This is a genomic window from Klebsiella pneumoniae complex sp. WS1778, from assembly GCF_049472055.1.
GTDB lineage: Bacteria > Pseudomonadota > Gammaproteobacteria > Enterobacterales > Enterobacteriaceae > Klebsiella > Klebsiella quasipneumoniae.
Genome location: NZ_JBKGTJ010000006.1, coordinates 100,472 through 122,786, shown reverse-complemented (window position 1 = coordinate 122,786; position 22,315 = coordinate 100,472). Strand labels below are relative to the sequence as shown.

Annotated in this window: 21 protein-coding genes; 10 read left to right on the top strand and 11 right to left on the bottom strand. The window is 58.7% G+C overall.

The genetic code is table 11. The features are described 5' to 3' along the window. Positions 1–6: 6 nt before the first annotated feature. On the top strand, positions 7–1,956 hold the full coding sequence (locus ACLEXF_RS22080; protein WP_049115155.1) for a glycoside hydrolase family 127 protein: 1,950 nt from the start codon (positions 7–9) through the stop codon (positions 1,954–1,956). Positions 1,957–2,030: 74 nt separating this feature from the next. Here the strand turns inward: ACLEXF_RS22080 and selB are convergent, their stop codons facing one another. The 5 genes from selB to ACLEXF_RS22055 all read right to left on the bottom strand — a co-directional run bounded on the left by selB (position 2,031) and on the right by ACLEXF_RS22055 (position 7,572). Further along, complete coding sequence (gene selB, locus ACLEXF_RS22075; RefSeq protein ID WP_053809872.1) at positions 2,031–3,872, bottom strand: selenocysteine-specific translation elongation factor; 1,842 nt, start codon at positions 3,870–3,872, stop codon at positions 2,031–2,033. Further along, entirely contained in the window at positions 3,869–5,257 is a 1,389-nt protein-coding gene (gene selA, locus ACLEXF_RS22070; RefSeq protein WP_043522703.1) for an L-seryl-tRNA(Sec) selenium transferase, read from the bottom strand. The genes selB and selA overlap by 4 nt, the downstream gene beginning before the upstream one ends. Before the next feature lie 105 nt (positions 5,258–5,362). Next, the gene (locus ACLEXF_RS22065; RefSeq protein ID WP_043522705.1) at positions 5,363–5,971 is read right to left on the bottom strand and encodes a glutathione S-transferase; all 609 of its coding nucleotides are present in this window, start codon (positions 5,969–5,971) and stop codon (positions 5,363–5,365) included. Between the two features lie 92 nt (positions 5,972–6,063). Next, the gene (locus ACLEXF_RS22060) at positions 6,064–7,200 is read right to left on the bottom strand and encodes an HlyD family secretion protein (RefSeq protein WP_004205034.1); all 1,137 of its coding nucleotides are present in this window, start codon (positions 7,198–7,200) and stop codon (positions 6,064–6,066) included. A 3-nt stretch (positions 7,201–7,203) separates the two neighbouring features. Then, positions 7,204–7,572, bottom strand: a complete 369-nt coding sequence (locus tag ACLEXF_RS22055) for a DUF3302 domain-containing protein (RefSeq protein WP_004205035.1) — start codon at positions 7,570–7,572, stop codon at positions 7,204–7,206. 538 nt (positions 7,573–8,110) lie between these two features. Here ACLEXF_RS22055 and mtlA point away from each other — a divergent pair. The 3 genes from mtlA to mtlR all read left to right on the top strand — a co-directional run bounded on the left by mtlA (position 8,111) and on the right by mtlR (position 11,865). Further along, positions 8,111–10,018, top strand: coding sequence for a PTS mannitol transporter subunit IICBA (gene mtlA, locus ACLEXF_RS22050; protein ID WP_017900038.1), 1,908 nt, complete (start codon positions 8,111–8,113; stop codon positions 10,016–10,018). Positions 10,019–10,120: 102 nt separating this feature from the next. Then, positions 10,121–11,269 (top strand): mannitol-1-phosphate 5-dehydrogenase, encoded by a 1,149-nt coding sequence (gene mtlD / locus ACLEXF_RS22045; RefSeq protein ID WP_423265813.1) that lies wholly within the window; start codon positions 10,121–10,123, stop codon positions 11,267–11,269. Further along, positions 11,269–11,865 carry a mannitol operon repressor MtlR gene (gene mtlR / locus ACLEXF_RS22040; RefSeq protein WP_268086746.1) on the top strand — a complete coding sequence of 199 codons (597 nt, stop codon included), beginning with the start codon at positions 11,269–11,271 and terminating at the stop codon, positions 11,863–11,865. The genes mtlD and mtlR overlap by 1 nt, the downstream gene beginning before the upstream one ends. Here the strand turns inward: mtlR and ACLEXF_RS22035 are convergent. Continuing rightward, complete coding sequence (locus ACLEXF_RS22035; protein WP_002922402.1) at positions 11,854–12,078, bottom strand: hypothetical protein; 225 nt, start codon at positions 12,076–12,078, stop codon at positions 11,854–11,856. The two genes, mtlR and ACLEXF_RS22035, sit on opposite strands and share 12 nt — an antisense overlap. A 272-nt stretch (positions 12,079–12,350) precedes the next feature. Between ACLEXF_RS22035 and ACLEXF_RS22030 the strand changes: the two genes are divergently transcribed. The 5 genes from ACLEXF_RS22030 (at position 12,351) to trmL (ending at position 17,186) form a co-directional block, all read left to right on the top strand. After that, entirely contained in the window at positions 12,351–12,713 is a 363-nt protein-coding gene (locus ACLEXF_RS22030) for a YibL family ribosome-associated protein (RefSeq protein WP_002922410.1), read from the top strand. 283 nt (positions 12,714–12,996) lie between these two features. Then, a complete protein-coding gene (gene lldP / locus ACLEXF_RS22025; RefSeq protein ID WP_004205040.1) occupies positions 12,997–14,652 on the top strand; it encodes an L-lactate permease in 1,656 nt (551 codons plus the stop codon). Beyond that, entirely contained in the window at positions 14,649–15,422 is a 774-nt protein-coding gene (gene lldR, locus ACLEXF_RS22020) for a transcriptional regulator LldR (RefSeq protein WP_004205041.1), read from the top strand. Before lldP ends, lldR begins: the two co-directional genes overlap by 4 nt. After that, entirely contained in the window at positions 15,422–16,606 is a 1,185-nt protein-coding gene (gene lldD / locus ACLEXF_RS22015) for an FMN-dependent L-lactate dehydrogenase LldD (RefSeq protein ID WP_004205042.1), read from the top strand. Before lldR ends, lldD begins: the two co-directional genes overlap by 1 nt. Before the next feature lie 106 nt (positions 16,607–16,712). Beyond that, positions 16,713–17,186, top strand: a complete 474-nt coding sequence (gene trmL / locus ACLEXF_RS22010; RefSeq protein ID WP_032456727.1) for a tRNA (uridine(34)/cytosine(34)/5-carboxymethylaminomethyluridine(34)-2'-O)-methyltransferase TrmL — start codon at positions 16,713–16,715, stop codon at positions 17,184–17,186. 102 nt (positions 17,187–17,288) lie between these two features. Here the strand turns inward: trmL and cysE are convergent, their stop codons facing one another. From cysE to ACLEXF_RS21985, 5 genes are all read right to left on the bottom strand, one after another. Beyond that, positions 17,289–18,110: a serine O-acetyltransferase gene (cysE, locus tag ACLEXF_RS22005; RefSeq protein ID WP_002922426.1), complete on the bottom strand. Its 822-nt coding sequence runs from the start codon at positions 18,108–18,110 to the stop codon at positions 17,289–17,291. Positions 18,111–18,183: 73 nt separating this feature from the next. After that, positions 18,184–19,203: an NAD(P)H-dependent glycerol-3-phosphate dehydrogenase gene (gene gpsA, locus ACLEXF_RS22000; RefSeq protein ID WP_004205045.1), complete on the bottom strand. Its 1,020-nt coding sequence runs from the start codon at positions 19,201–19,203 to the stop codon at positions 18,184–18,186. Beyond that, positions 19,203–19,670: a protein-export chaperone SecB gene (gene secB, locus ACLEXF_RS21995; protein ID WP_002922428.1), complete on the bottom strand. Its 468-nt coding sequence runs from the start codon at positions 19,668–19,670 to the stop codon at positions 19,203–19,205. Before secB ends, gpsA begins: the two co-directional genes overlap by 1 nt. A 60-nt stretch (positions 19,671–19,730) precedes the next feature. Beyond that, on the bottom strand, positions 19,731–19,982 hold the full coding sequence (gene grxC, locus ACLEXF_RS21990) for a glutaredoxin 3 (RefSeq protein ID WP_002922429.1): 252 nt from the start codon (positions 19,980–19,982) through the stop codon (positions 19,731–19,733). 104 nt (positions 19,983–20,086) lie between these two features. Next, complete coding sequence (locus ACLEXF_RS21985; RefSeq protein WP_004205046.1) at positions 20,087–20,518, bottom strand: rhodanese-like domain-containing protein; 432 nt, start codon at positions 20,516–20,518, stop codon at positions 20,087–20,089. Between the two features lie 245 nt (positions 20,519–20,763). Here ACLEXF_RS21985 and gpmM point away from each other — a divergent pair, with 245 nt between their 5' ends. Further along, a complete protein-coding gene (gpmM, locus tag ACLEXF_RS21980; RefSeq protein ID WP_407259557.1) occupies positions 20,764–22,308 on the top strand; it encodes a 2,3-bisphosphoglycerate-independent phosphoglycerate mutase in 1,545 nt (514 codons plus the stop codon). The last annotated feature ends 7 nt before the right edge of the window (positions 22,309–22,315 follow it).

The following is a 22,315-nucleotide window of genomic DNA, read 5'->3' as shown; positions in this document are numbered from 1 at the left end:
GAAATCATGGAAGTCGATCTGCACAAACTGAAAGTTAACGATCCGTTTCTGGGTCAGTATCAGCAACTGGTGCGTGATGTCGTCATTCCCTACCAGTGGGAGGCCCTCAATGACCGGATCGCCGAGGCTGAGCCCAGCCATGCGATAGAAAACTTCCGTATCGCCGCAGGTCAGCAGGCAGGAGAATTCTACGGAATGGTGTTCCAGGATAGCGATGTGGCGAAATGGCTCGAGGCCGTCGCCTGGTCATTGTGCCAGAAGCCAGATGCGGAACTGGAAAAAACCGCCGACGAGGTGATTGAGCTGATTGCCGCCGCGCAATGTGAAGATGGTTATCTGAACACCTATTTTACGGTGAAAGCGCCCGGGGAACGCTGGACCAATCTCGCCGAATGCCATGAATTGTACTGTGCCGGTCACCTGATTGAAGCTGGGGTGGCATTCTTCCAGGCGACCAGTAAACGCCGCCTGCTGGAGGTGGCATGTCGCCTCGCCGATCATATCGACAGCGTGTTTGGTCCCGACGACAATCAGCTGCACGGCTACCCGGGACACCCTGAAATAGAGCTGGCGTTAATGCGTTTGTACGATGTGACTCAGGAACCACGCTATATGGCGCTGGCTAATTACTTCGTTGAACAGCGTGGGACACAGCCGCATTTCTATGACATCGAGTATGAAAAACGCGGCAAAACTTCCTTCTGGAATACCTATGGGCCGGCGTGGATGGTGATGGATAAACCCTACAGCCAGGCGCATTTGCCGCTTGCCGAACAGACCACCGCTGTGGGTCACGCGGTTCGCTTTGTTTATTTAATGGCCGGCGTAGCGCACCTTGCGCGCCTGAGCAAGAACGAAGGCAAACGCCAGGATTGCCTGCGGTTATGGAAAAACATGGTCCAGCGTCAGCTGTATATTACGGGCGGCATTGGCTCACAGAGCAGCGGGGAAGCCTTCAGCAGCGATTACGACCTGCCGAATGATACCGTTTATGCGGAAAGCTGCGCCTCTATCGGGCTGATGATGTTCGCGCGCCGCATGCTGGAACTGGAAGCCGACAGCCAATATGCTGATGTAATGGAGCGCGCGCTGTACAATACCGTTCTGGGCGGTATGGCGCTGGACGGTAAACATTTCTTTTACGTCAACCCCTTGGAAGTGCAGCCTAAGTCTTTAAAATTCAATCATATTTATGACCATGTTAAGCCTGTTCGTCAGCGTTGGTTCGGCTGTGCCTGCTGCCCACCGAATATCGCTCGTCTTCTGACCTCACTGGGGCATTATATCTACACGCCACGCGAGGAGGCGTTGTATATCAATCTCTATGTCGGCAATCAGGTCGAGATCCCGGTTGGGGAAAAGACGTTACGCCTGCGTATCAGCGGTGACTATCCCTGGCGGGAACAGGTCAAAATTGTCATCGAATCACCGTCAACAGTGAACCATACGCTGGCGCTGCGTCTACCTGACTGGTGCGAGGGTCCGCACATCACCCTGAACGGCGCGCCGGTCACGCAGGATATTCGCCAGGGCTATCTGCATATCCATCATCTCTGGCAGGAAGGTGACACCCTGATGCTTACCTTGCCGATGCCGGTTCGCCGGGTATATGGCAATCCGCTTGTTCGTCACCAGGCAGGCCAGGTCGCGCTGCAGCGCGGTCCACTGGTCTATTGTCTCGAACAAGCTGATAACGGCGAAGCGCTGCATAACCTGCTGCTGCCACGCGATGCCAGGTTCACGGTGTTTGAAGGAAAGGGGCTGTTTGCTCGCAACATGTTGATTCAGGCTCCAGGCTACAGAAAACATGCAGAAAACGCCGACGCGCAGAATCTCTGGAGCTACGATCACCCGCTGGCCACCCCCCATTCACAGACGCTGACCTTTATTCCCTGGTTTAGCTGGGCAAACCGCGGAGAAGGCGAAATGCGTATCTGGGTACGGGAAGCCGAATAAGGCCCGGCACAGCGCGACCTCCTCTTCCCCGGCAACACAGCGTTCGCTGTCCGCCGGGGAGCAGGCGTTAATGATTACAGAAACAACGCCTTATCGCGCAGGATATGATCGTTGCCGCGACGGCGGGTGAAGCCAATCCGATCGAAATACTCCAGGATCTGGATCGCCAGCTTCCGCCCTACGTTTAAGGTATCGCGAAAATCCGCCGCGCAGGTTGACCCGCGCAGTTGATCCAGCTCGCGCACCCGCTGGGCGAACTGCACAATGCGATCGTTGCGGTAGTAACGATCCTTGACGATCGCGGTAATTATCCCCTGCTGCGCCGCCTGGCGCAGCACCGCGCGCATCAGGGACTCTTCAACATGGACTTCGCGCGCGAGATCGCGCACCCACCAGGGATCATCGCCGAACAGGGTCTCCACCTTCTGCCAGACCGCCTGCTGCTCGTCGGTAAACCCGGCTTTATGCTCGGGCAGATGCAGCCAGCCGTGATGGCTGCGGACTAAGCCGCTCTCGCGCATCTGCTCAATCAGCAGCAGCACCAGCGCTTCATCTTCCATCGGCAGCGCGATGCGGCGCAGGCGCTCCCGGCCAGGGCCCGGCTCGTCGCGATGCTGTTCATGGTAGCGCGCCAGGGCATCCAACAATTTTCGCTGCCAGCGGGCGGCAAGCGGCGCGCTAAGCAAGCGCTGTCCGGCCTGCAGATAGTCAGGCCGCTGGATCAAGGCCGCCATTCCGGTTTCACTCAGCTGCCGAGCCCAGGCGAAGCGCTCAAGCCGGACGGCGTCCCGCTGCAGATGCAGCTCCAGGGCCTGCGCATCGTCAGCGCCAACCGCCGCCAGGGCGTGCAACCACTGCAAATACTCCGGTTTACGCTTGCCGCGGCGCGGGGGATCCAGCGTCACCACTCGTGCGCCGGCCAACGTCAAGCGAGCAGAGATATCGCGTAGTACCAGCCGGTCGTTATCCGCCAGCCACAGCGGGGTATCCAGCACCAGCTCCGCCAGGTCGCCCTCAAGGAGCGACACCCGGCCGGTGATGTGGCTGGCAGCGTGGTGAATATGCAGCGGCTGCCACTGGCTGAGCGGCGTATGGCACTGCAGTTCGACAATCACCCGCTCTGCAGGCTCCGGCGGCGGGGAAGAGAGCAGCCAGTCGCCGCGGTGCAATGCCTCTTTCTGCGCATCGCCGACAATGTTCAGCGCAATGCGCTGCCCGGCGTGCGCCTGCTCAACCGCTTGATTCTGGGCATGCAGACCGCGGACGCGCATCGGCGTGTTGACGCCGGTAAGCCACAGGGTATCCCCGACCCGTACTTCGCCGGAGAGCGCCGTCCCGGTGACCACCAGCCCCGCCCCTTTGACGGTGAAAGCGCGATCCAGCGCCAGGCGAAAACGCCGCTGCTGCGGATGGGGGCGCTCCGCAAGCTGCAGCAGATGGCTGCGCAGTTCGGCAATACCGAGGTTTTCCACCGCCGCGGTGGGGAAGAAAGCGGCGGCGTCAAAGCCAAGTTCGCGCAGGGCCTGCTCGACCTCCGCCTGAACCTCCGCCACCCGGGCGGCCGTCACGCGGTCCGTCTTGGTGAGCGCCACGGTCAGCGTCGGCTTTCCGGTCAGCTGCAGGATCGCCAGGTGTTCGCGGGTTTGCGCCATCACCCCGTCATCGCAGGCCACCACCAGCAGCGCATGGTCGATCCCACCCACCCCCGCCAGCATGTTGGACAAAAACTTTTCGTGCCCGGGCACGTCAATAAACCCCAGCACCCGCCCGTCCGGCTGCGGCCAGTAGGCATAGCCGAGATCGATCGTCATTCCCCGCGCTTTCTCTTCCGGCAGACGATCGGCATTCACGCCGGTTATCGCCTGCAGCAGCGTCGTTTTGCCGTGGTCAACATGTCCAGCGGTGGCAATAATCATCGTAACAACATCTCCATAAACCGGGTTTCATCTTCCAGACAGCGCAGATCCAGCCAGAGCCGGCCGTCATAAATGCGGCCAATCACCGGGCATGGCAGCCTGCGCCAGCGGGCCGCCAAAGCCTCCAGCCGGCTGCCGCGGCCGTCATGGGGGGTAAAGGTCAACGCCGCGCCAGGCAGACGGTCGACGGGTAACGAGCCGCTGCCAATCTGCGACTGGCAGGCTGCCACGTTGACGGCAAAATCAGCATAGTGTGCCGCCAGGGCAGGCTGCAGGCGTTCAGCCTGCCGGCGGATCTCGTCCGCCGGGCGGGTGAGCAGGCGCAGCGTCGGTAAGGTTTCCCGCAGCGCTTCCGGATGCTGATAGAGGCGCAGCGTGGCTTCCAGCGCCGCGAGAGTCATTTTATCCGCGCGCAGGGCCCGCTTCAGCGGATGGCTCTGCAGGCGGGCAATCAGCGCGCGTTTGCCGACGATAATTCCGGCCTGCGGGCCGCCGAGCAGCTTGTCGCCAGAGAAACTGACCAGGCTCACCCCGGCGGCGATCATCTCTTGCGGCATCGGCTCCTTCGGCAGGCCATACTGACTGAGATCCACCAGCGACCCGCTGCCCAGGTCGGCCACTACCGGGACGTCCAGCTCGCGGCCGATGACCGCCAGCTCCGCTTCGTCGACGGCTTTGGTAAAGCCTTCAATGCTGTAGTTGCTGGTGTGGACCTTCATCAGCAGGGCGGTATTGTCATTCACCGCCTGGCGATAGTCTTTGGCATGGGTGCGGTTGGTGGTGCCCACTTCGTGCAGCTGACAACCTGCCTGGCGCATTACGTCGGGGATGCGGAACGCCCCGCCGATCTCCACCAGCTCGCCGCGGGAGACCACCACCTCCCTGCCGCTGGCGGTGGCCGCCAGCATCAGCAGCACGGCCGCCGCGTTGTTGTTCACGATACAGGCATCTTCCGCGCCGGTGATCTGGCACAGCAGATCGGCAATAGCGCGATCGCGATGGCCGCGCCCGGCGTCGTCGAGATCATATTCGAGCGTCACCGGCGCGCGCATCGCGCTGACGACCGCCTCCACCGCCGCCTCAGCCTGGATGGCGCGCCCGAGATTGGTGTGCAGCACCGTACCGGTGAGATTAAACACCGGACGCAGGGCACTCTGCCGGCTGGCGGTCAGCCGTTGCGCGCAGGCACTCAGCCAGTCATGGCTCCAGTCAGGCAGTGTCTGACACTGGCGGATCTGTTCCCGCGCCTCGTCCAGCATCTGGCGCAGCTGCGTCACCACCTGCGAATGGCCGTGCTGCACCAGCAGGGAGGAAAAAGCGGGGTCGCGGAGTAAGCGGTCAATGGCCGGAAGCCGGGTATAAAGCGCATGAATTTCGGTAGTCATGAATGGGCCTGGCGGTAAGTTATTTTCCCCCCTCCCGACGGGAGAGGGAGTCAACAATCAGCGGCGATTGTAACGCCTCCTTGCGCAAACTGTTACCTGCCTGGGTCAAGTCCGCGGCGGTTCGGTGCGCGCAAAGCTGGCGCGCTGGAACAGCGCATCCACCAACTTCACCAACTGCGGCCGGGTGGCGCACCAGCCCGGCGCCACCCGGCGAAAGTTCAGGTAGGCAATGGCGCAGGCCGTAGAGATGGTCGCCAGATTGACCTCGTCACCGCGTAGCGTTCCGTCCGCCGCGCAGGCTTCCAGCCTGTCGAGGCCGCGCGCCACTTTCTCCCGCTGGCGGAGCAGCTCTTGCTCTGACTGTTGGACCGCAGGGCGAGCTTTTTCGCGCACCAGCGCCTGGGCGGCCTCCATCACCCCATCTGCCAGCGCTTCAAGCTGGCGCATCCTGAGAGCGGCTCTGGGATCGGCGGGGATCATCGGCGGCGCCACGCCCAGCAGCTCGAGATACTGCGCGATAACCGGAGAGTCAAACCAGCATTCGCCGTCATCTGTCACCAGCGCCGGCACTTTGCCCAGCGGGTTATAGCGCGACACGCCGTTGCTTTCGCTGTAGGGGGATTCGTTGACAAATTCAAAAGGGATGCGCTTTTCCAGCAGGATCACCGATATTTTGCGCACAAAGGGACTGGTGTAGCTGCCGATCAGTTTCATAGCCTGCTCCTTATCGCCAACAAAGATATGAGTATGGCTCAGGGCGAGGTAAAAGGCAGGTGAGCATCCCGCTCAACCTGCCGCCGATCGCATTAATGGTCGAGATAGAGGTAGTGCATCCAACTGGTCATGCGCAGCAGCACTTTACGCATCACCGAAACGTGGGCGAAATGGTCGGAGTAGACCGCCACCTGCGCATAGATGCCATCGGGTAGTGCATCGATTTCGGCATTCGGATCGAGCTCAATGGTCGCCAGCACGCCATCGCTGCCCGGCGTCACGGTCAGCGACTGCAACGCCCCCTGCGCCTGATAGGTTCCCCCCGGCACCACCGGTAAAATGCTCACCAGTTTGCCGTGGAATACCTGTCCGGGCAGGGCATTAAACACCGCTTCCGCGTCGTCGCCCTTCTCCAGCCTTAACAGCGAATTTTGCCTGAACTGGGCGACGATCAGCCTTTTTTGCTCAGGGATAAACACCATCACCGGCCGCAGCGGCAGCGAGGCAGCGTAGGTCCCCGGACGGATCAACACTTGAGTGATATACCCATCGCTGGGCGCCCGCACGGTAGTCTGGTCGAGATTGTACTTCGCCTCCGCCAGCTGGGCGCGCAGGCTAACCACCTGCGACTGCTCGCCGTTGATCATGCTGTCCAGCTGGCTCTGGATCTGCGCCTGTTCCGCTACCGACGCCTTGACCAGCGCGTCCTGAGCCAGGTAATTCTGCCGGGCGTTATCGATGTCGCTTTCTGAGAACGGATTCACCCGGGCCTGGCTCCCTTTCAGGTAACGTTGATAGTCTTTATATAAGCGATCGCGTTCCGCCGATACGCGGGTGGTGTTGGCCTGGGCTTCAGAGAGCTGCGCCTTGAGGGTGTTAATACTGTGCAGCGCTGTCACCAGGTCGGCCTGCAGACGGTCGACCCGCGCCTGATAGCGCGCCGGGTCAATAGTAAAAAGCACCTCGCCCTTTTTGACGCGCTGATTCGCTTTGTCGGTGACGCTGTCAACTACTCCGGTAACCTGCGGCGTGATAGGAATAGATATCACCGCCTTTTGCGCCAGAAAGGTGTAAGGGTGGTTATAGTTCATTAATAAAATAAGCGCGCTAACAATAAATACGCCCCCCAGCGCCGCGGTGGGAACTGTCCATTTATTTACCGGTATTTTGAAAATTTTAAATATCGACCAGGCGATAGCCACGTAGGTCAAAATTATCAACAGATCCATAGTTTATTTCTCCGCCGCAGAGGTGGACTGTGGCCGCTGGATGGCCGCCACCTGATGTTCAAGGTCGCTCAGTCGTTGGCGAAGCTGTTGTATATCGCTTTCTTTTTCAGGTTCGTCGGGGTCCGTATTCGCCTTATGCTGCATGCCCCAGCCGCGCTCAGGTTGGTACAGCGTGGCCCATATCCATAAAAACGGCCAGATGACATGGAGAGTAAAAAGACTGACCCATCCGGCGACATGAATAGCATCGGAATGGGGGTGGTTGCGTTTTTTGGCAATCAAATAAGGAATATCGTGAATAACGATAATCCCATAAAAAATGACCAGAAAAACGAAGATCAGAACACCCAGCGCAAAATAATTGAGAAACATAATTCCCTCGGCTTTACGCTAATAATTTATATAAATTTTATTCACGCCCCACTGACATCCGGGCCGCTGATTTGAGCATAATTCACCCCTTTCATTTTTGCCATCCGGTGGAAAAAAGTTATTTAACCAACATGGTTGCTTAGTTACACAGCCACCTCGCCATGGCCGCAAAACCGGGCCGAGATCACAGCGGCGAAAATCCACCGTGAAATTCTTTGTGATCAAAATCACAAACAAACAACAAAAATACGAAACAAAATTGTGACAAATATCACACTAAATCGCAGATTAGCGGCAAAAACGACGGTCTGTTGTTTTTTTACACAGCAATTATGTGATCGCAATCACTACAAAACCCACCGTGCCCCCTATATTCATGTGATCTATATCACATAAAAAGGCGTTGGCTGGACAGCTAAACGATTCAGTGCCAGATTTCGCACTATCAATCAGGGCCCGGCTACCTCTGCCGCCACATTAACAACAAACCTCGGGCTTTTAGCCTGCGCGATACGCAAAACAGAAGAAGGGGTGTTTTATGTCATCCGATATCAAGATCAAAGTGCAAAGCTTTGGTCGTTTTCTCAGCAATATGGTGATGCCGAATATCGGCGCGTTTATCGCGTGGGGTATCATCACCGCGCTTTTCATTCCGACAGGGTGGTTGCCAAACGAAACGCTGGCGAAGCTGGTCGGTCCGATGATCACCTACCTGCTGCCGCTGCTGATCGGTTACACCGGCGGTAAATTAGTCGGCGGCGAACGTGGCGGCGTGGTCGGGGCGATCACCACCATGGGCGTTATCGTCGGCGCGGATATGCCGATGTTCCTCGGCTCCATGATTGCCGGCCCGCTGGGCGGCTACTGCATCAAGAAGTTCGATAACTGGGTCGACGGTAAGATCAAATCCGGTTTTGAAATGCTGGTGAATAACTTCTCCGCCGGCATCATCGGGATGATCCTCGCTATTCTTGCCTTCCTCGGCATCGGCCCGGCGGTAGAAGTTCTGTCGAAAATTCTGGCGGCTGGCGTTAACTTCATGGTGGCGCACGACATGCTGCCGCTGGCGTCTATCTTCGTGGAACCGGCGAAAATCCTGTTCCTTAACAACGCCATCAACCACGGTATCTTCTCGCCGCTGGGTATTCAGCAGTCCCACGAGCTGGGTAAATCCATCTTCTTCCTGATTGAAGCGAACCCGGGTCCGGGGATGGGCGTTCTGCTGGCGTACATGTTCTTTGGCCGCGGCAGCGCTAAACAGTCTGCAGGCGGGGCGGCTATCATCCACTTCCTGGGTGGTATCCATGAAATCTACTTCCCGTACGTGCTGATGAACCCGCGTCTGATCCTGGCCGTTATCCTCGGCGGGATGACCGGTGTCTTCACCCTGACCATCCTCAACGGCGGTCTGGTCTCTCCGGCTTCCCCGGGCTCTATCCTGGCGGTGCTGGCGATGACGCCGAAAGGAGCCTACTTCGCGAACATCGCAGCCATTATCGCCGCGATGGCGGTCTCCTTCGTGGTCTCTGCGGTTCTGCTGAAGACCAGCAAAGTCAAAGAAGAAGACGATATCGAAGCCGCGACGCGTCGTATGCATGACATGAAGGCGCAATCAAAAGGCGCCAACCCGCTGGCGGCAGGCAATGTCACCAACGACCTGAGCCATGTGCGGAAAATCATCGTCGCTTGCGACGCCGGGATGGGTTCCAGCGCCATGGGCGCCGGGGTACTACGCAAGAAAGTGCAGGATGCCGGCCTGAGCAACATCTCGGTCACCAACAGCGCGATCAATAATCTGCCGCCGGATGTTGACCTGGTGATCACCCACCGCGACCTGACCGAGCGCGCCATGCGCCAGGTACCGCAGGCGCAGCATATTTCGCTGACCAACTTCCTCGACAGCGGTCTCTACACCAGCCTGACCGAGCGTCTGGTGGCGGCCCAGCGCCACATCGACAACGAAGTCAAAGTCACTGATAGCCTGAAAGACAGCTTTGATGATACTGACAAAAACCTGTTCAAGCTGGGTGCGGATAACATCTTCCTCGGCCGCAAAGCGGCCACAAAAGAAGAAGCCATCCGCTTCGCCGGCGAGCAACTGGTGAAAGGCGGCTACGTCGAGCCGGAATATGTGCAGGCGATGCTGGACCGCGAAAAACTGACCTCGACCTATCTTGGCGAGTCCATCGCGGTGCCGCACGGCACCATCGAAGCGAAAGACCGCGTGCTGAAAACCGGCGTCGTCTTCTGCCAGTACCCGGAAGGGGTGCGCTTTGGGGAAGATGAAGACGATGTTGCCCGCCTGGTGATCGGCATCGCCGCCCGCAACAACGAGCACATTCAGGTGATTACCAGCCTGACCAACGCGCTGGATGACGAAACGGTGATTGAGCGACTGGCGAACACCACCAGCGTCGACGACGTACTGGCGCTGCTGAATAAATAAACAGACCGGTCCATTCCCTCTCCTTTTTGGAGAGGGTTTGGGTGAGGGGAAAAGCCTCACCCCAGCCCTCTCAGGTAAAAACATTAATTGAAGGTTACTACTATGAAAGCATTACATTTTGGCGCAGGTAATATCGGACGTGGCTTTATCGGTAAACTGCTGGCCGACGCGGGCATCGAACTGACGTTTGCCGATGTTAATCAGACCGTACTTGATGCCCTGAATGCCCGTCATAGCTACCAGGTTCACGTCGTTGGCGAAAATGAGCAGGTGGATACCGTCTCCGGCGTGAATGCCGTCAGCAGCATTGGCGACGAGGTCGTGGATCTGATCGCCAGCGTCGACCTGGTGACCACTGCCGTCGGTCCCGTGGTCCTTGAGCGCATCGCCCCGGCCATCGCCAAAGGGCTGGCGAAGCGCAAAGCGCAGGGCACCGAACGCCCGCTGAACATTATCGCCTGCGAAAATATGGTGCGCGGCACAACGCAGTTAAAAGGCCACGTATTTAACGCCCTGGCGGAGGAAGATAAGGCCTGGGTGGAAACCCATATCGGCTTCGTCGACTCCGCCGTTGACCGTATCGTGCCGCCATCGGCGTCCGCTACCCATGACCCGCTGGAAGTCACCGTGGAAACCTTCAGCGAATGGATCGTCGATAAAACCCAGTTCAAGGGCGAACTGCCGACCATCCCGGGAATGGAATTAACTGATAACCTGATGGCATTTGTCGAGCGCAAGCTCTTCACCTTGAACACCGGGCATGCTATAACCGCCTACCTCGGAAAACTGGCGGGCCACCAGACGATTCGCGATGCGATCCTCGACGAGAAAATTCGGGCCGTCGTGCAGGGCGCGATGGAGGAGAGCGGCGCGGTGCTGATCAAACGCTACGCCTTTGACCCGCAGAAGCACGCGGCTTATATCCAGAAAATTCTTGGCCGTTTCGAGAACCCGTACCTGAAAGACGATGTTGAGCGCGTTGGCCGTCAGCCGCTGCGCAAACTGAGAGCCGGCGACCGTTTAATTAAGCCGCTGCTGGGTACACTGGAATACGGCCTGCCGCACCGCAACCTGGTGAAAGGGATCGCGGCGGCGATGCATTTCCGTAGCGAAGACGATCCGCAGGCTCAGGAGCTGGCGGCGCTGATCGCCGACAAGGGGCCGCAGGCCGCGCTGGCCCAGATTTCCGGCCTTGACGCGGCAAGCGATGTCGTCGCGGAGGCCGTTAACGACTACAACGCGGTGAAATGATGCACAACCTGGCGCGACCGACGTCGCGCCCATTACGACTCCTGTCAGATATGCAGGCAATGATGGAAGAAACACAAGCATTTGAAAACCGTGTGCTTGAGCGTCTGAATGCTGGCAAAACCGTACGAAGCTTCCTGATCGCCACCGTCGAGCTGTTAACGGAAGCGGTCAATATTCTGGTGCTTCAGGTGTTCCGTAAAGACGACTACGCGGTGAAATACGCCGTCGAGCCCTTGCTGGAGGGCAGCGGGCCGCTCGGCGCTCTCTCTGTACGCCTGAAGCTGATTTATGGCCTTGGGGTGATAAGTCGTGCCGAATATGAAGACGCCGAGCTGCTGATGGCCCTGCGCGAGGAGCTTAATCACGACGGCAATGAGTACAGCTTTACCGACGACGAAATTATCGGTCCGTTCGGCGAACTGCACTGCGTCGCCGCCCTGCCGCCAACGCCGCAGTTTGATGACAGCGACGCCGAACTGCTGGCAATGCAGAAACTGCGTTACCAGCAGATGGTGCGTTCAACGATGGTGTTGTCCCTGACTGAGCTGATTTCACGAATCAGCTTAAAAAAAGCCTTCCAGAAATCAACGCTCTGATTCCGGCTCCGTCTGGTCGCAGGTCGGCCGGTAAAGCTGACGATAATATTCCAGACGCTGCAGAAACAACGCTTCCTTATCCTGCGGGATATCTCGCGGTACATGCTGCAGCCGCGGAGACTTTTTCAAATACTCCATAAACGCCTGACTGGAAGCCATAAAATCAACCGCTTTGTCGATTAAACGTGGTACGCCGTCGCCGATCTTTGCCATCACGTCCTCCTTTTGGGAATAATCTGATTAAGCATTAGCCAATTCACCGGCGTGGGTTAAGGAAAACGTGCTTATCTGCCGACCGGCTTCACAGAAATGAAATTAGAGCGGGTATCAGAAAGAATATTAATAAAATTCAAATTATTAGCAGGTTCAGGTATCGTATTCTGACGGCGATTAACGGCGAATTTTTGATAAATAGCTATCAACAATAGCGGTCACGGCACATACTATAGGCGAATGAAGCCCCTTTATTAACAGATCAAATCACCATGAAAGAAGTCGAAAAGAATGAAATCAAACGTCTGAGCGATCGTCTCGACGCCATCCGCCACCAGCAGGCCGAGCTGTCGCTGGTGGAAGCCGCCGATAAATACGCTGAGCTGGAAAAAGAAAAAGCCACTCTGGAAACGGAGATTGAACGTCTGCGTTCCGTCCAGAGCCAGAAGCTGAGCAAAGAGGCGCAAAAGCTGATGAGCCTGCCGTTCCGTCGCGCGATTACCAAAAAAGAGCAGGCCGATATGGGCAAGCTGAAGAAAAGCGTCCGCGGCCTGGTGGTCGTCCATCCGATGACCGCCCTGGGCCGGGAAATGGGTCTGAAAGAGATGACCGGTTTCGCCCGCAGCGAATTCTAATCCCCAGCCCTCTCCGTCCGGAGAGGGTTATTCTGTCCTACCGCCACCCTTTTTCGTCCCCTGCCGGCAGATTGGTCCAACCAATAAATTCATCTACCCCCCAGCAGTTCACAAATCCATCAAAATGCATCACAAACCCGTTGCCTAAGAGTAACATCTGGTTAACCATTCGTTGTCATCAACCCTGCTATCCCTAATTGGCCGGGCCAATTTTACCTAAGACGGATTCGGCAATGAGCGCAGACTCAGCCCACCCGTCCTGGCGGCCCGATGGAGACCCTGCATGAATCTCTGGCAACAAAACTACGATCCCGCCGGTAATATCTGGTTATCCAGTCTTATCGCATCGCTACCGATTCTGTTTTTCTTTTTTGCGCTGATTAAGCTCAAACTGAAAGGCTATCTCGCCGCTACCTGGACCGTTGCGATCGCCCTGGCCGTCGCATTGCTGTTCTATAAAATGCCGGTGGACCGCGCCCTGGCCTCGGTAGTGTATGGCTTCTTCTACGGACTGTGGCCCATCGCGTGGATTATTATCGCCGCGGTCTTTGTCTATAAAATCTCGGTGAAGACCGGACAGTTCGACATTATCCGCTCGTCGATCCTGTCGATTACGCCTGACCAACGCCTGCAGATGCTGATCGTCGGATTCTCGTTCGGCGCCTTTCTCGAAGGGGCAGCGGGGTTTGGCGCGCCGGTGGCGATTACCGCCGCGCTGCTGGTCGGCCTCGGGTTTAACCCGCTGTATGCGGCTGGTCTGTGCCTGATCGTCAACACCGCGCCGGTGGCCTTCGGCGCGATGGGCATCCCAATCCTGGTGGCCGGCCAGGTAACCGGTATCGACAGCTTCGCCATCGGCCAGATGGTGGGCCGTCAGCTGCCGTTCCTGACCATTATCGTGCTGTTCTGGATCATGGCCATCATGGATGGCTGGCGGGGCATCAAAGAGACCTGGCCGGCGGTGATGGTCGCAGGCGGCTCGTTCGCTATCGCCCAGTACCTCAGCTCTAACTTCCTTGGCCCGGAGCTGCCGGACATCATCTCATCGCTGGTCTCCCTGGTCTGCCTGACCCTGTTCCTCAAACGCTGGCAACCGGTGCGCATCTTCCGCTTTGGCGACATCGGCGCCTCGCAGGTGGATATGACGCTGGCCCGCACGCGCTACACCGCAGGACAAGTGATCCGCGCCTGGTCGCCGTTCCTGTTCCTGACCGCCACCGTAACCCTGTGGAGCGTGCCGCCGTTCAAAGCGCTGTTCGCGCCGGGCGGCGCGATGTATGACTTCGTCATCAATTTTTCGGTGCCGTTCCTCGACAAAATGGTCGCCCGCATGCCGCCGGTGGTCAGCGCCGCGACGCCTTACGCCGCCATCTATAAGTTTGACTGGCTGTCGGCAACCGGCACCGCCATTCTGTTCGCCGCCCTGCTGTCCATCGTCTGGCTGCGTATGAAGCCGAAAGACGCGCTGACCACCTTCGCCGGGACGCTGAAGGACCTGGCGCTGCCGATCTACTCTATCGGCATGGTGCTGGCGTTCGCCTTTATCTCCAACTACTCCGGGCTGTCGTCAACCCTGGCCCTGGCGCTGGCCCATACCGGCCACGCGTTTACCTTCTTCTCGCCGTTCCTGGGCTGGCTGGGGGTATTCCTGACCGGTTCGGACACCTCGTCTAACGCCCTGTTCGCCGCGCTGCAGGCAACGGCGGCGCAGCAGATTGGCGTCTCCGATATCCTGCTGGTCGCGGCCAATACCACCGGCGGCGTCACCGGCAAGATGATTTCCCCACAGTCGATCGCCATCGCCTGCGCCGCGGTTGGCCTGGTGGGTAAAGAGTCGGATCTGTTCCGCTTTACCGTCAAACACAGCCTGATCTTCACCTGTATGGTGGGCCTGATCACCACGCTGCAGGCCTACGTTTTAACCTGGATGATCCCGTGATAGTGATGCCTAAACGCCTGGCCGACGATGTAGCCCGTCGCGTCCGGGCGCTGATTGAAGAACAACAGCTGGAGGCGGGCATGCGACTGCCCGCCGAGCGTCAGCTCGCCGCTCAGCTCGGCGTCTCGCGCAATTCCCTGCGCGAAGCGCTGGCGATGCTGGTCAATGAAGGGGTACTGCTGAGCCGTCGAGGCGGCGGCACTTTCGTCCGCTTTCAGCATGAACCGTGGTCGGAGCAAAACATCGTCCAGCCGCTGAAGACGCTACTAGCCGATGACCCTGACTACAGCTTCGACATCCTCGAGGCCCGCCACGCCATCGAAGCCAGCACCGCGTGGCACGCGGCGATGCGGGCCACCGACGCTGATAAAGAAAAAATTCGCCTGTGCTTTGAAGCGACCCAGAGCGAAGACCCGGATATCGCCTCGCAGGCGGACGTCCGCTTCCATCTGGCCATCGCCGAAGCCTCGCATAACGTGGTGCTCCTGCAAACCATGCGCGGCTTTTTCGACCTGCTGCACTCCTCCGTCAAGCAGAGCCGTCAGCGTATGTATCTGGTGCCGCCGGTATTTGCCCGCCTGACCGAACAGCACCAGGCCGTCATGGAGGCGATTGTCGCCGGCGACGCCGAGGCGGCGCGCCAGGCGATGATGGCCCACTTAGGCTTTGTCCACGCCACCATTAAACGTTTTGATGAAGACCAGGCCCGCCAGGCGCGAATTACCCGCCTGCCCGGCGATGCTATTGATAATTCCAGGGAGAATTCGTGATGATTATTTCCGCCGCCAGCGACTATCGCGCCGCCGCCCAGCGTATCCTGCCGCCTTTCCTGTTCCACTATATCGACGGCGGGGCTTACGCCGAACATACCCTGCGCCGCAACGTGGAAGATCTCTCCGACGTGGCGTTACGCCAGCGTATTCTGCGCAATATGTCGGACCTGAGCCTCGAGACCACCCTCTTCAACGAGAAGCTGGCGATGCCGACGGCGCTGGCGCCGGTGGGGCTGTGTGGGATGTACGCCCGCCGCGGCGAAGTGCAGGCCGCCGGCGCAGCGGATGACAAAGGTATTCCGTTTACCCTCTCCACCGTTTCCGTCTGCCCAATTGAAGAGGTCGCCCCGACCATCAAGCGGCCGATGTGGTTCCAGCTGTACGTTCTGCGCGACCGCGGCTTTATGCGCAATGCGCTGGAGCGCGCTAAGGCGGCGGGTTGTTCAACGCTGGTCTTTACCGTCGATATGCCGACCCCCGGCGCCCGCTACCGCGACGCCCATTCCGGCATGAGCGGCCCGAACGCCGCCCTGCGCCGCTACTGGCAGGCGGTCACCCATCCGCAGTGGGCATGGGACGTTGGCCTCAACGGCCGTCCGCACGATCTGGGGAATATCTCCGCCTATCTCGGCCAGCCGACCGGCCTGGAGGATTACATCGGCTGGCTGGCGAATAACTTCGATCCATCGATTTCATGGAAAGACCTCGAGTGGATCCGTGATTTCTGGGACGGTCCGATGGTGATCAAAGGGATCCTCGACCCGGAGGACGCCCGCGACGCGGTGCGCTTTGGCGCCGACGGTATTGTGGTCTCCAACCACGGCGGCCGCCAGCTTGACGGCGTGCTCTCCTCCGCTCGCGCCCTGCCGGCAATTGCCGACGCCGTGAAAGGCGACATTACCATTCTCGCCGACAGCGGCATCCGCAACGGTCTCGACGTCGTGCGGATGATCGCCCTGGGCGCCGACAGCGTACTGCTGGGCCGCGCTTACCTGTACGCCCTGGCGACCCATGGCAAGCAGGGGGTGGCGAATCTGCTGAATCTAATCGAGAAAGAGATGAAGGTGGCGATGACCCTGACCGGCGCGAAAACCATCGCGGACATTAGCCGTGATTCGCTGGTGCAGAACGCGGAGGCGCTGCAGACCTTCGATGCGCTGAAGCAGCATAACGCGGCATAAGCTGCGCCGTTGTGCTCTCTCTCCTCACCCTCTCCCTCAGGGAGAGGGCCGGGGTGAGGGTTGACCAAATATCTGCTATTCTGCCCCCCGCAATTAAGGGGGCAGTATGCTGAACATCGTGTTATTCGAACCAGAGATCCCGCCGAACACCGGGAATATTATCCGCCTGTGCGCCAACACGGGCTTCAGTCTGCATATCATTGAGCCCATGGGCTTCACCTGGGACGATAAGCGCCTGAGACGCGCCGGACTGGACTATCACGAGTTCACCGCCGTGCAGCGCCACGCCGATTACACGGCATTTCTCGCCAGCGCGCAGCCGCAGCGCCTGTTCGCCCTGACCACCAAAGGAACCCCGGCGCACAGCGCGGTCAGCTATCAGGATGGCGATTTCTTGATGTTTGGTCCGGAAACCCGCGGTCTGCCGGCGAGCATTCTGGATGCCCTGCCGCCGGAGCAGAAAATTCGGATTCCGATGATGCCGGACAGCCGCAGCATGAACCTGTCGAATGCGGTGTCGGTGGTGGTGTATGAGGCCTGGCGGCAGCTGGGGTATCCCGGCGCGGTGCTGCGCAGCTAGCCTGAGCGATTCCCGGATTGCAGCGCAAGGAGCCTTATCCGGGCGACAGGCTGGCGGGATGAGATCGTAGGCCCGGTAAGCGCAGCGCCACCGGGCAAGACGTTAAATCCCGTCGCCGTACTCGAAAGTGTGGTGAATACCGTTGAAATGCTGATCCATATCCATCGCCGGCTTATCGCTCTCCGGCTTGCCGACGATGCGCGCAGGAACACCTGCGGCGGTGGTATGCGGCGGCACCGGCTGCAGCACCACTGAGCCTGCGCCGATTTTTGCCCCACGCCCGACTTCGATATTGCCGAGGATCTTCGCTCCGGCGCCAATCATCACGCCTTCGCGAATTTTCGGGTGACGGTCGCCGCTGGTTTTACCGGTACCGCCGAGGGTGACCGACTGCAGAATAGAGACGTCATCCTCAATCACCGCCGTTTCGCCAACCACAATACCGGTGGCGTGGTCGAGCATGATCCCGCGGCCGATTTTCGCCGCCGGGTGGATATCCACCTGGAAAGAGACGGAGACCTGGTTTTGCAGGAAAATCGCCAGCGCACGCCGGCCCTGCGTCCACAACCAGTGGCCGATACGATAGGCCTGCAGGGCATGGAAACCCTTCAGATAGAGCAGCGGCGTGGAGTATTTATCCACCGCCGGGTCACGCGTGCGCACCGCTTGAATATCGCAGGCGGCGGAGGCGATCATTTCCGGGTCGGCGGCGTAGGCTTCTTCCACCACTTCGCGAATGGCGATCGCCGGCATAATCGGGGAAGCCAGCTTGTTGGCCAACATATAGCTCAGTGCGCTGCCCAGATTTTCATGCTTGAGTAACGTTGCGTGGTAAAAACTGGCGAGCATTGGCTCACAGTCAGCCAGAGCCCGGGCTTCGGCTTTAATATTATTCCAGACGATATCCAGTTCTTCACACGGCATTGCATACTCCAGGCGATATGGTAATGACCTGCCAGTTCTGCGCTGGCAGGGTCATTCAGGTGACAAAGGAAAGCTAATTGCTGCTGCGCTCGTCCTTGCGGGCGCGACCCAATAAGGTCAATGCTGCCTCGCGCGCAATTTTTCCGCAATACAATACCTGATAAATTTCCTCGGTTATTGGCATTTCGACACCTAAACGCTGTGCCAGAACGCGAACTTCCTTGGTATTGCGGTAGCCTTCAACCACCTGGCCAATCTTTTCCTGGGCGCTTTGCACGTCCATCCCCTGGCCGAGCATCATGCCGAAGCGACGGTTACGGGACTGGTTGTCGGTGCAGGTGAGCACCAGGTCACCGAGGCCGGCCATCCCCATAAAGGTTTCCGGGTCGGCACCCAGCGCCGCGCCAAGGCGAGACATTTCCACCAGGCCACGGGTAATCAGCGCCGTCCGCGCATTGGCGCCGAAGCCGATGCCGTCCGACATCCCCGCCCCGATGGCGATGACGTTTTTCACCGCGCCGCCGAGTTGTACGCCGATAAAGTCCGGGTTGATGTAGACGCGGAAGCTCTTGCCGCAGTGCAGCAGGTGCTGCAGATCCTCGGCAAACTGCGGATCCGTCGCCGCCAGCGAAATCGCCGTCGGCAGGCCGGCGGCCAGCTCTTTGGCGAAGGTTGGCCCGGAGATTACCGCCAGCGGGATATCATCGCCCAGCGCTTCACGCGCCACGTCCTGCAGCAGACGACCGGTTTCGGCCTCAAGGCCTTTGGTCGCCCACACCAGACGCGCGTCAGGACGCATCAGCGGTTTAATCTGGCGTAACACCTGACCAAACACATGGCTTGGCACCACCACCAGAATATCGCGGCTGGCGGCCAGCGCGGTGGCCAGGTCGCTTTCAAGATGCAGCGTATCCGGGAAAGGCACATCGGGAAGGAACGCGGCGTTGCAGCGATCGTGTTGCAGCGTCGCGATATGTTTCGGGTCATGGCCCCAGAGCACAACGTGGTGGCCATTTCTTGCCAGGGTGATGGCAAGAGCGGTGCCGTAAGAGCCGGCACCGATCACAGTCATTGCAGCATTAAGTGCGTTCATCAGGCATCCTGATGTTGTTCAGCACCTTCGCCAGCCTGCTGCTGCAGATAGTTCATAAACAGCGCGTCGAAGTTCACTGGCGCAAGGTTAAGTTGCGGGAAGGTACCGCGGGAAACCAGGCTGGTGATGCACTCGCGCGCGTACGGGAACAGAATGTTCGGGCAGTATGCGCCAAGGCAGTGCGCCATCTGGGTGCCTTCGATGCCGTCGATGGAGAAAATACCGCCCTGCTGTACTTCGCAAAGGAACGCGGTCTCTTCGCCCAGCGCGGCGGTCACGGTTACACGCAGCACCACTTCATAAACGCCTTCAGCCAGCTGGGTGGAGGCGGTATCCAGATCAAGTTTAACTTCCGGCTGCCAGTCTTTCTGGAAAACTTGCGGCGCGTTCGGCGCTTCAAAAGAGATATCTTTGGTATAGATACGCTGGATCTGGAAGGTCATTTCGGTGCTGTTTTGTTCTGACATAGTAAAACCCTTTCGTGTTGTCCTTAAATACGCGCTTCCGGCAGGGAAAGCGCGCAAAAATTAGCGCAAGAGGGGATCAAGTCCACCACGTGAATCAAGCGCATACAAGTCGTCACAGCCGCCAATGTGCTGCGCATCAATAAAAATCTGCGGAACCGTCGTCCGTCCGCTGCGCTGGATCATCTCCTCACGCTTCGCGGCATCGCCATCGATCGGCAACTCATGGAACGTTACGCCTTTGCTGTTCAGCAGCGCTTTCGCGCGGATGCAGAACGGGCAGGTCGCTTTGGTGTAGATCTCAATATTGGCCATGACTTCACTCCTGTTATTACCCTGAGGGTTTTACGCCGCAGCCTGTGTTCCCCTCACGTCAGGCGCGACGGGGAAAACGCGGCGGCATCACCACGCGGGGTAAGTTATTTGCCGCGTACCAGAGGGAGGTTTTCGCCGCTCCAGCCAGCAATGCCCTCTTTCAGTACAAAGACTTTTTCAAACCCGGCTTTGTTCAGCGCGTTGGCTGGCTCTTGCGCCTGCATGCCGGAACCGTCTACCACAATAATGGGTTGCGATTTGTGTTTTTCCAACTCGCCGACGTTATTCGCTTTGATATCGCTGGGCAGCAGGTTGATGGCGCCGGCAATATGGCCTTTACGGAAATCGTCACGCTGACGCAGGTCGACCACTACCGCGTCTTCTTTATTGATAAGACGCGTCGCTTCACCACGGGTGATGACTTTAACTTTCGACATCAGGCCCTTGAAGGTGGTGAACAGCACCGCCCCCAGCAGCGCGATCCACGCGATGCTCAGAACAGGGTGACGGCCGATGAATTGCATAATTTCTTGCATGGGGGGTTACAACTCCCGACTAAGTGAGAAAAAAACCAGGAAAGGAGTATACCTGTGCCTTGTGGCAATTACAGCCAGTGAGCGCGATGTAATGTATTTTCTGCGGGCGGCGGCGAAAAAAAGCCGTTCTCGCTGACGCGCCACGGACTGGCCGCTCCCTTTCTTTGATCTTTCACGGGGATTTAAACGATTCAGCTGTAGTAAAATTACGCAAAATTTCTGTCTTTGAGCATGAGGTTGTCGCAATGTCGGTTACTAAAAAACCTATGGTACTGGTGATTCTGGATGGCTACGGCTATCGCGAAGACCAACAGGATAACGCCATTTACAGCGCTAAAACGCCGGTAATGGACGCCCTGTGGGCCAAACGTCCGCATACCCTGATCGATGCATCCGGCCTGGAAGTTGGCCTGCCGGACCGTCAGATGGGGAACTCCGAAGTGGGTCACGTCAACCTGGGCGCCGGTCGTATCGTCTATCAGGACCTGACCCGTCTCGATGTGGAAATTAAAGAACGCACCTTCTTCGCCAACCCGGTACTGACCGCCGCGGTCGATAAAGCGGTTGCCGCCAGCAAAGCGGTACATATCATGGGTCTGATGTCGCCAGGCGGCGTCCACAGCCACGAAGATCACATCATGGCGATGGTGGAGCTGGCGGCAGAGCGCGGCGCTGAGAAGATCTACCTGCACGCCTTCCTCGACGGCCGTGATACGCCGCCGCGCAGCGCGGAAAAAACGCTGGCGACATTCGAAGCCAAATTTGCCGCGCTGGGCAAAGGCCGCATCGCGTCGCTCATCGGCCGCTACTACGCCATGGACCGCGACAACCGCTGGGATCGCGTTGAGCAGGCCTATGACCTGATGACCCTGGCGAAAGGCGAATTCCAGGCCGATACCGCCGTCGCCGGTCTGCAGGCTGCCTACGCCCGTGACGAAAACGACGAGTTCGTGAAAGCGACCGTGATCCGCGCCGCCGGCCAGGCCGATGCGGCGATGGAAGATGGCGATGCGCTGATCTTCATGAACTTCCGTGCTGACCGCGCGCGCGAAATCACCCGCGCCTTCGTCAACGCCGACTTCGACGGCTTTGCGCGTAAGAAAGTGGTTAACCTCGACTTCGTGATGCTCACCGAATATGCCGCCGACATCAAAGTGGCCTGCGCCTACCCGCCCGCCTCGCTGGCCAATACCTTCGGCGAGTGGATGGCCAAGCACGATAAAACCCAGCTGCGCATCTCCGAAACTGAAAAATACGCCCACGTCACCTTCTTCTTCAACGGCGGCGTAGAAGAGCCGTTCAAAGGCGAAGAGCGGATTCTGATTAATTCGCCGAAAGTAGCGACCTACGATCTGCAGCCGGAAATGAGCTCCGCCGAGCTGACCGAGAAACTGGTCGCGGCCATCAAAGGCGGCCAGTACGACACTATCATCTGTAACTACCCGAACGGCGATATGGTTGGCCATACCGGGGTGATGGAAGCCGCCGTAAAAGCCGTTGAAGCGCTGGATCACTGCATCGATCAGGTAGCGCAGGCGGTGGAATCCGTTGGCGGTCAGCTGCTGATCACCGCCGACCACGGTAACGCCGAGCAGATGCGCGACCCGGCCACCGGTCAGGCGCACACCGCCCACACCAACCTGCCGGTTCCGCTGATCTACGTCGGTAACAAAGCGGTTAAAGCGGTCAATGGCGGCAAACTTTCCGACATCGCCCCAACCATGCTGTCGCTGATGGGAATGGAAATCCCGCAAGAGATGACTGGCAAGCCGCTGTTCATCGTGGAATAATCCTTCC

What these genes read in the sequence shown, in the direction of transcription:
- ACLEXF_RS22030 (WP_002922410.1), top strand. Translation starts at nt 12,351, where the DNA reads ATGAAAGAAGTCGAAAAGAATGAAATCAAACGTCTGAGCGATCGTCTC.
- ACLEXF_RS22065 (WP_043522705.1), bottom strand. Translation starts at nt 5,971, where the DNA reads ATGAAACTGATCGGCAGCTACACCAGTCCCTTTGTGCGCAAAATATCG.
- ACLEXF_RS21985 (WP_004205046.1), bottom strand. Translation starts at nt 20,518, where the DNA reads ATGCAAGAAATTATGCAATTCATCGGCCGTCACCCTGTTCTGAGCATC.
- lldD (WP_004205042.1), top strand. Translation starts at nt 15,422, where the DNA reads ATGATTATTTCCGCCGCCAGCGACTATCGCGCCGCCGCCCAGCGTATC.
- selB (WP_053809872.1), bottom strand. Translation starts at nt 3,872, where the DNA reads ATGATTATTGCCACCGCTGGACATGTTGACCACGGCAAAACGACGCTG.
- ACLEXF_RS22060 (WP_004205034.1), bottom strand. Translation starts at nt 7,200, where the DNA reads ATGGATCTGTTGATAATTTTGACCTACGTGGCTATCGCCTGGTCGATA.
- secB (WP_002922428.1), bottom strand. Translation starts at nt 19,670, where the DNA reads ATGTCAGAACAAAACAGCACCGAAATGACCTTCCAGATCCAGCGTATC.
- selA (WP_043522703.1), bottom strand. Translation starts at nt 5,257, where the DNA reads ATGACTACCGAAATTCATGCGCTTTATACCCGGCTTCCGGCCATTGAC.
- ACLEXF_RS22080 (WP_049115155.1), top strand. Translation starts at nt 7, where the DNA reads ATGGAAGTCGATCTGCACAAACTGAAAGTTAACGATCCGTTTCTGGGT.
- grxC (WP_002922429.1), bottom strand. Translation starts at nt 19,982, where the DNA reads ATGGCCAATATTGAGATCTACACCAAAGCGACCTGCCCGTTCTGCATC.
- ACLEXF_RS22055 (WP_004205035.1), bottom strand. Translation starts at nt 7,572, where the DNA reads ATGTTTCTCAATTATTTTGCGCTGGGTGTTCTGATCTTCGTTTTTCTG.
- trmL (WP_032456727.1), top strand. Translation starts at nt 16,713, where the DNA reads ATGCTGAACATCGTGTTATTCGAACCAGAGATCCCGCCGAACACCGGG.
- lldP (WP_004205040.1), top strand. Translation starts at nt 12,997, where the DNA reads ATGAATCTCTGGCAACAAAACTACGATCCCGCCGGTAATATCTGGTTA.
- mtlR (WP_268086746.1), top strand. Translation starts at nt 11,269, where the DNA reads ATGCACAACCTGGCGCGACCGACGTCGCGCCCATTACGACTCCTGTCA.
- gpmM (WP_407259557.1), top strand. Translation starts at nt 20,764, where the DNA reads ATGTCGGTTACTAAAAAACCTATGGTACTGGTGATTCTGGATGGCTAC.
- gpsA (WP_004205045.1), bottom strand. Translation starts at nt 19,203, where the DNA reads ATGAACGCACTTAATGCTGCAATGACTGTGATCGGTGCCGGCTCTTAC.
- ACLEXF_RS22035 (WP_002922402.1), bottom strand. Translation starts at nt 12,078, where the DNA reads ATGGCAAAGATCGGCGACGGCGTACCACGTTTAATCGACAAAGCGGTT.
- mtlD (WP_423265813.1), top strand. Translation starts at nt 10,121, where the DNA reads ATGAAAGCATTACATTTTGGCGCAGGTAATATCGGACGTGGCTTTATC.
- cysE (WP_002922426.1), bottom strand. Translation starts at nt 18,110, where the DNA reads ATGCCGTGTGAAGAACTGGATATCGTCTGGAATAATATTAAAGCCGAA.
- mtlA (WP_017900038.1), top strand. Translation starts at nt 8,111, where the DNA reads ATGTCATCCGATATCAAGATCAAAGTGCAAAGCTTTGGTCGTTTTCTC.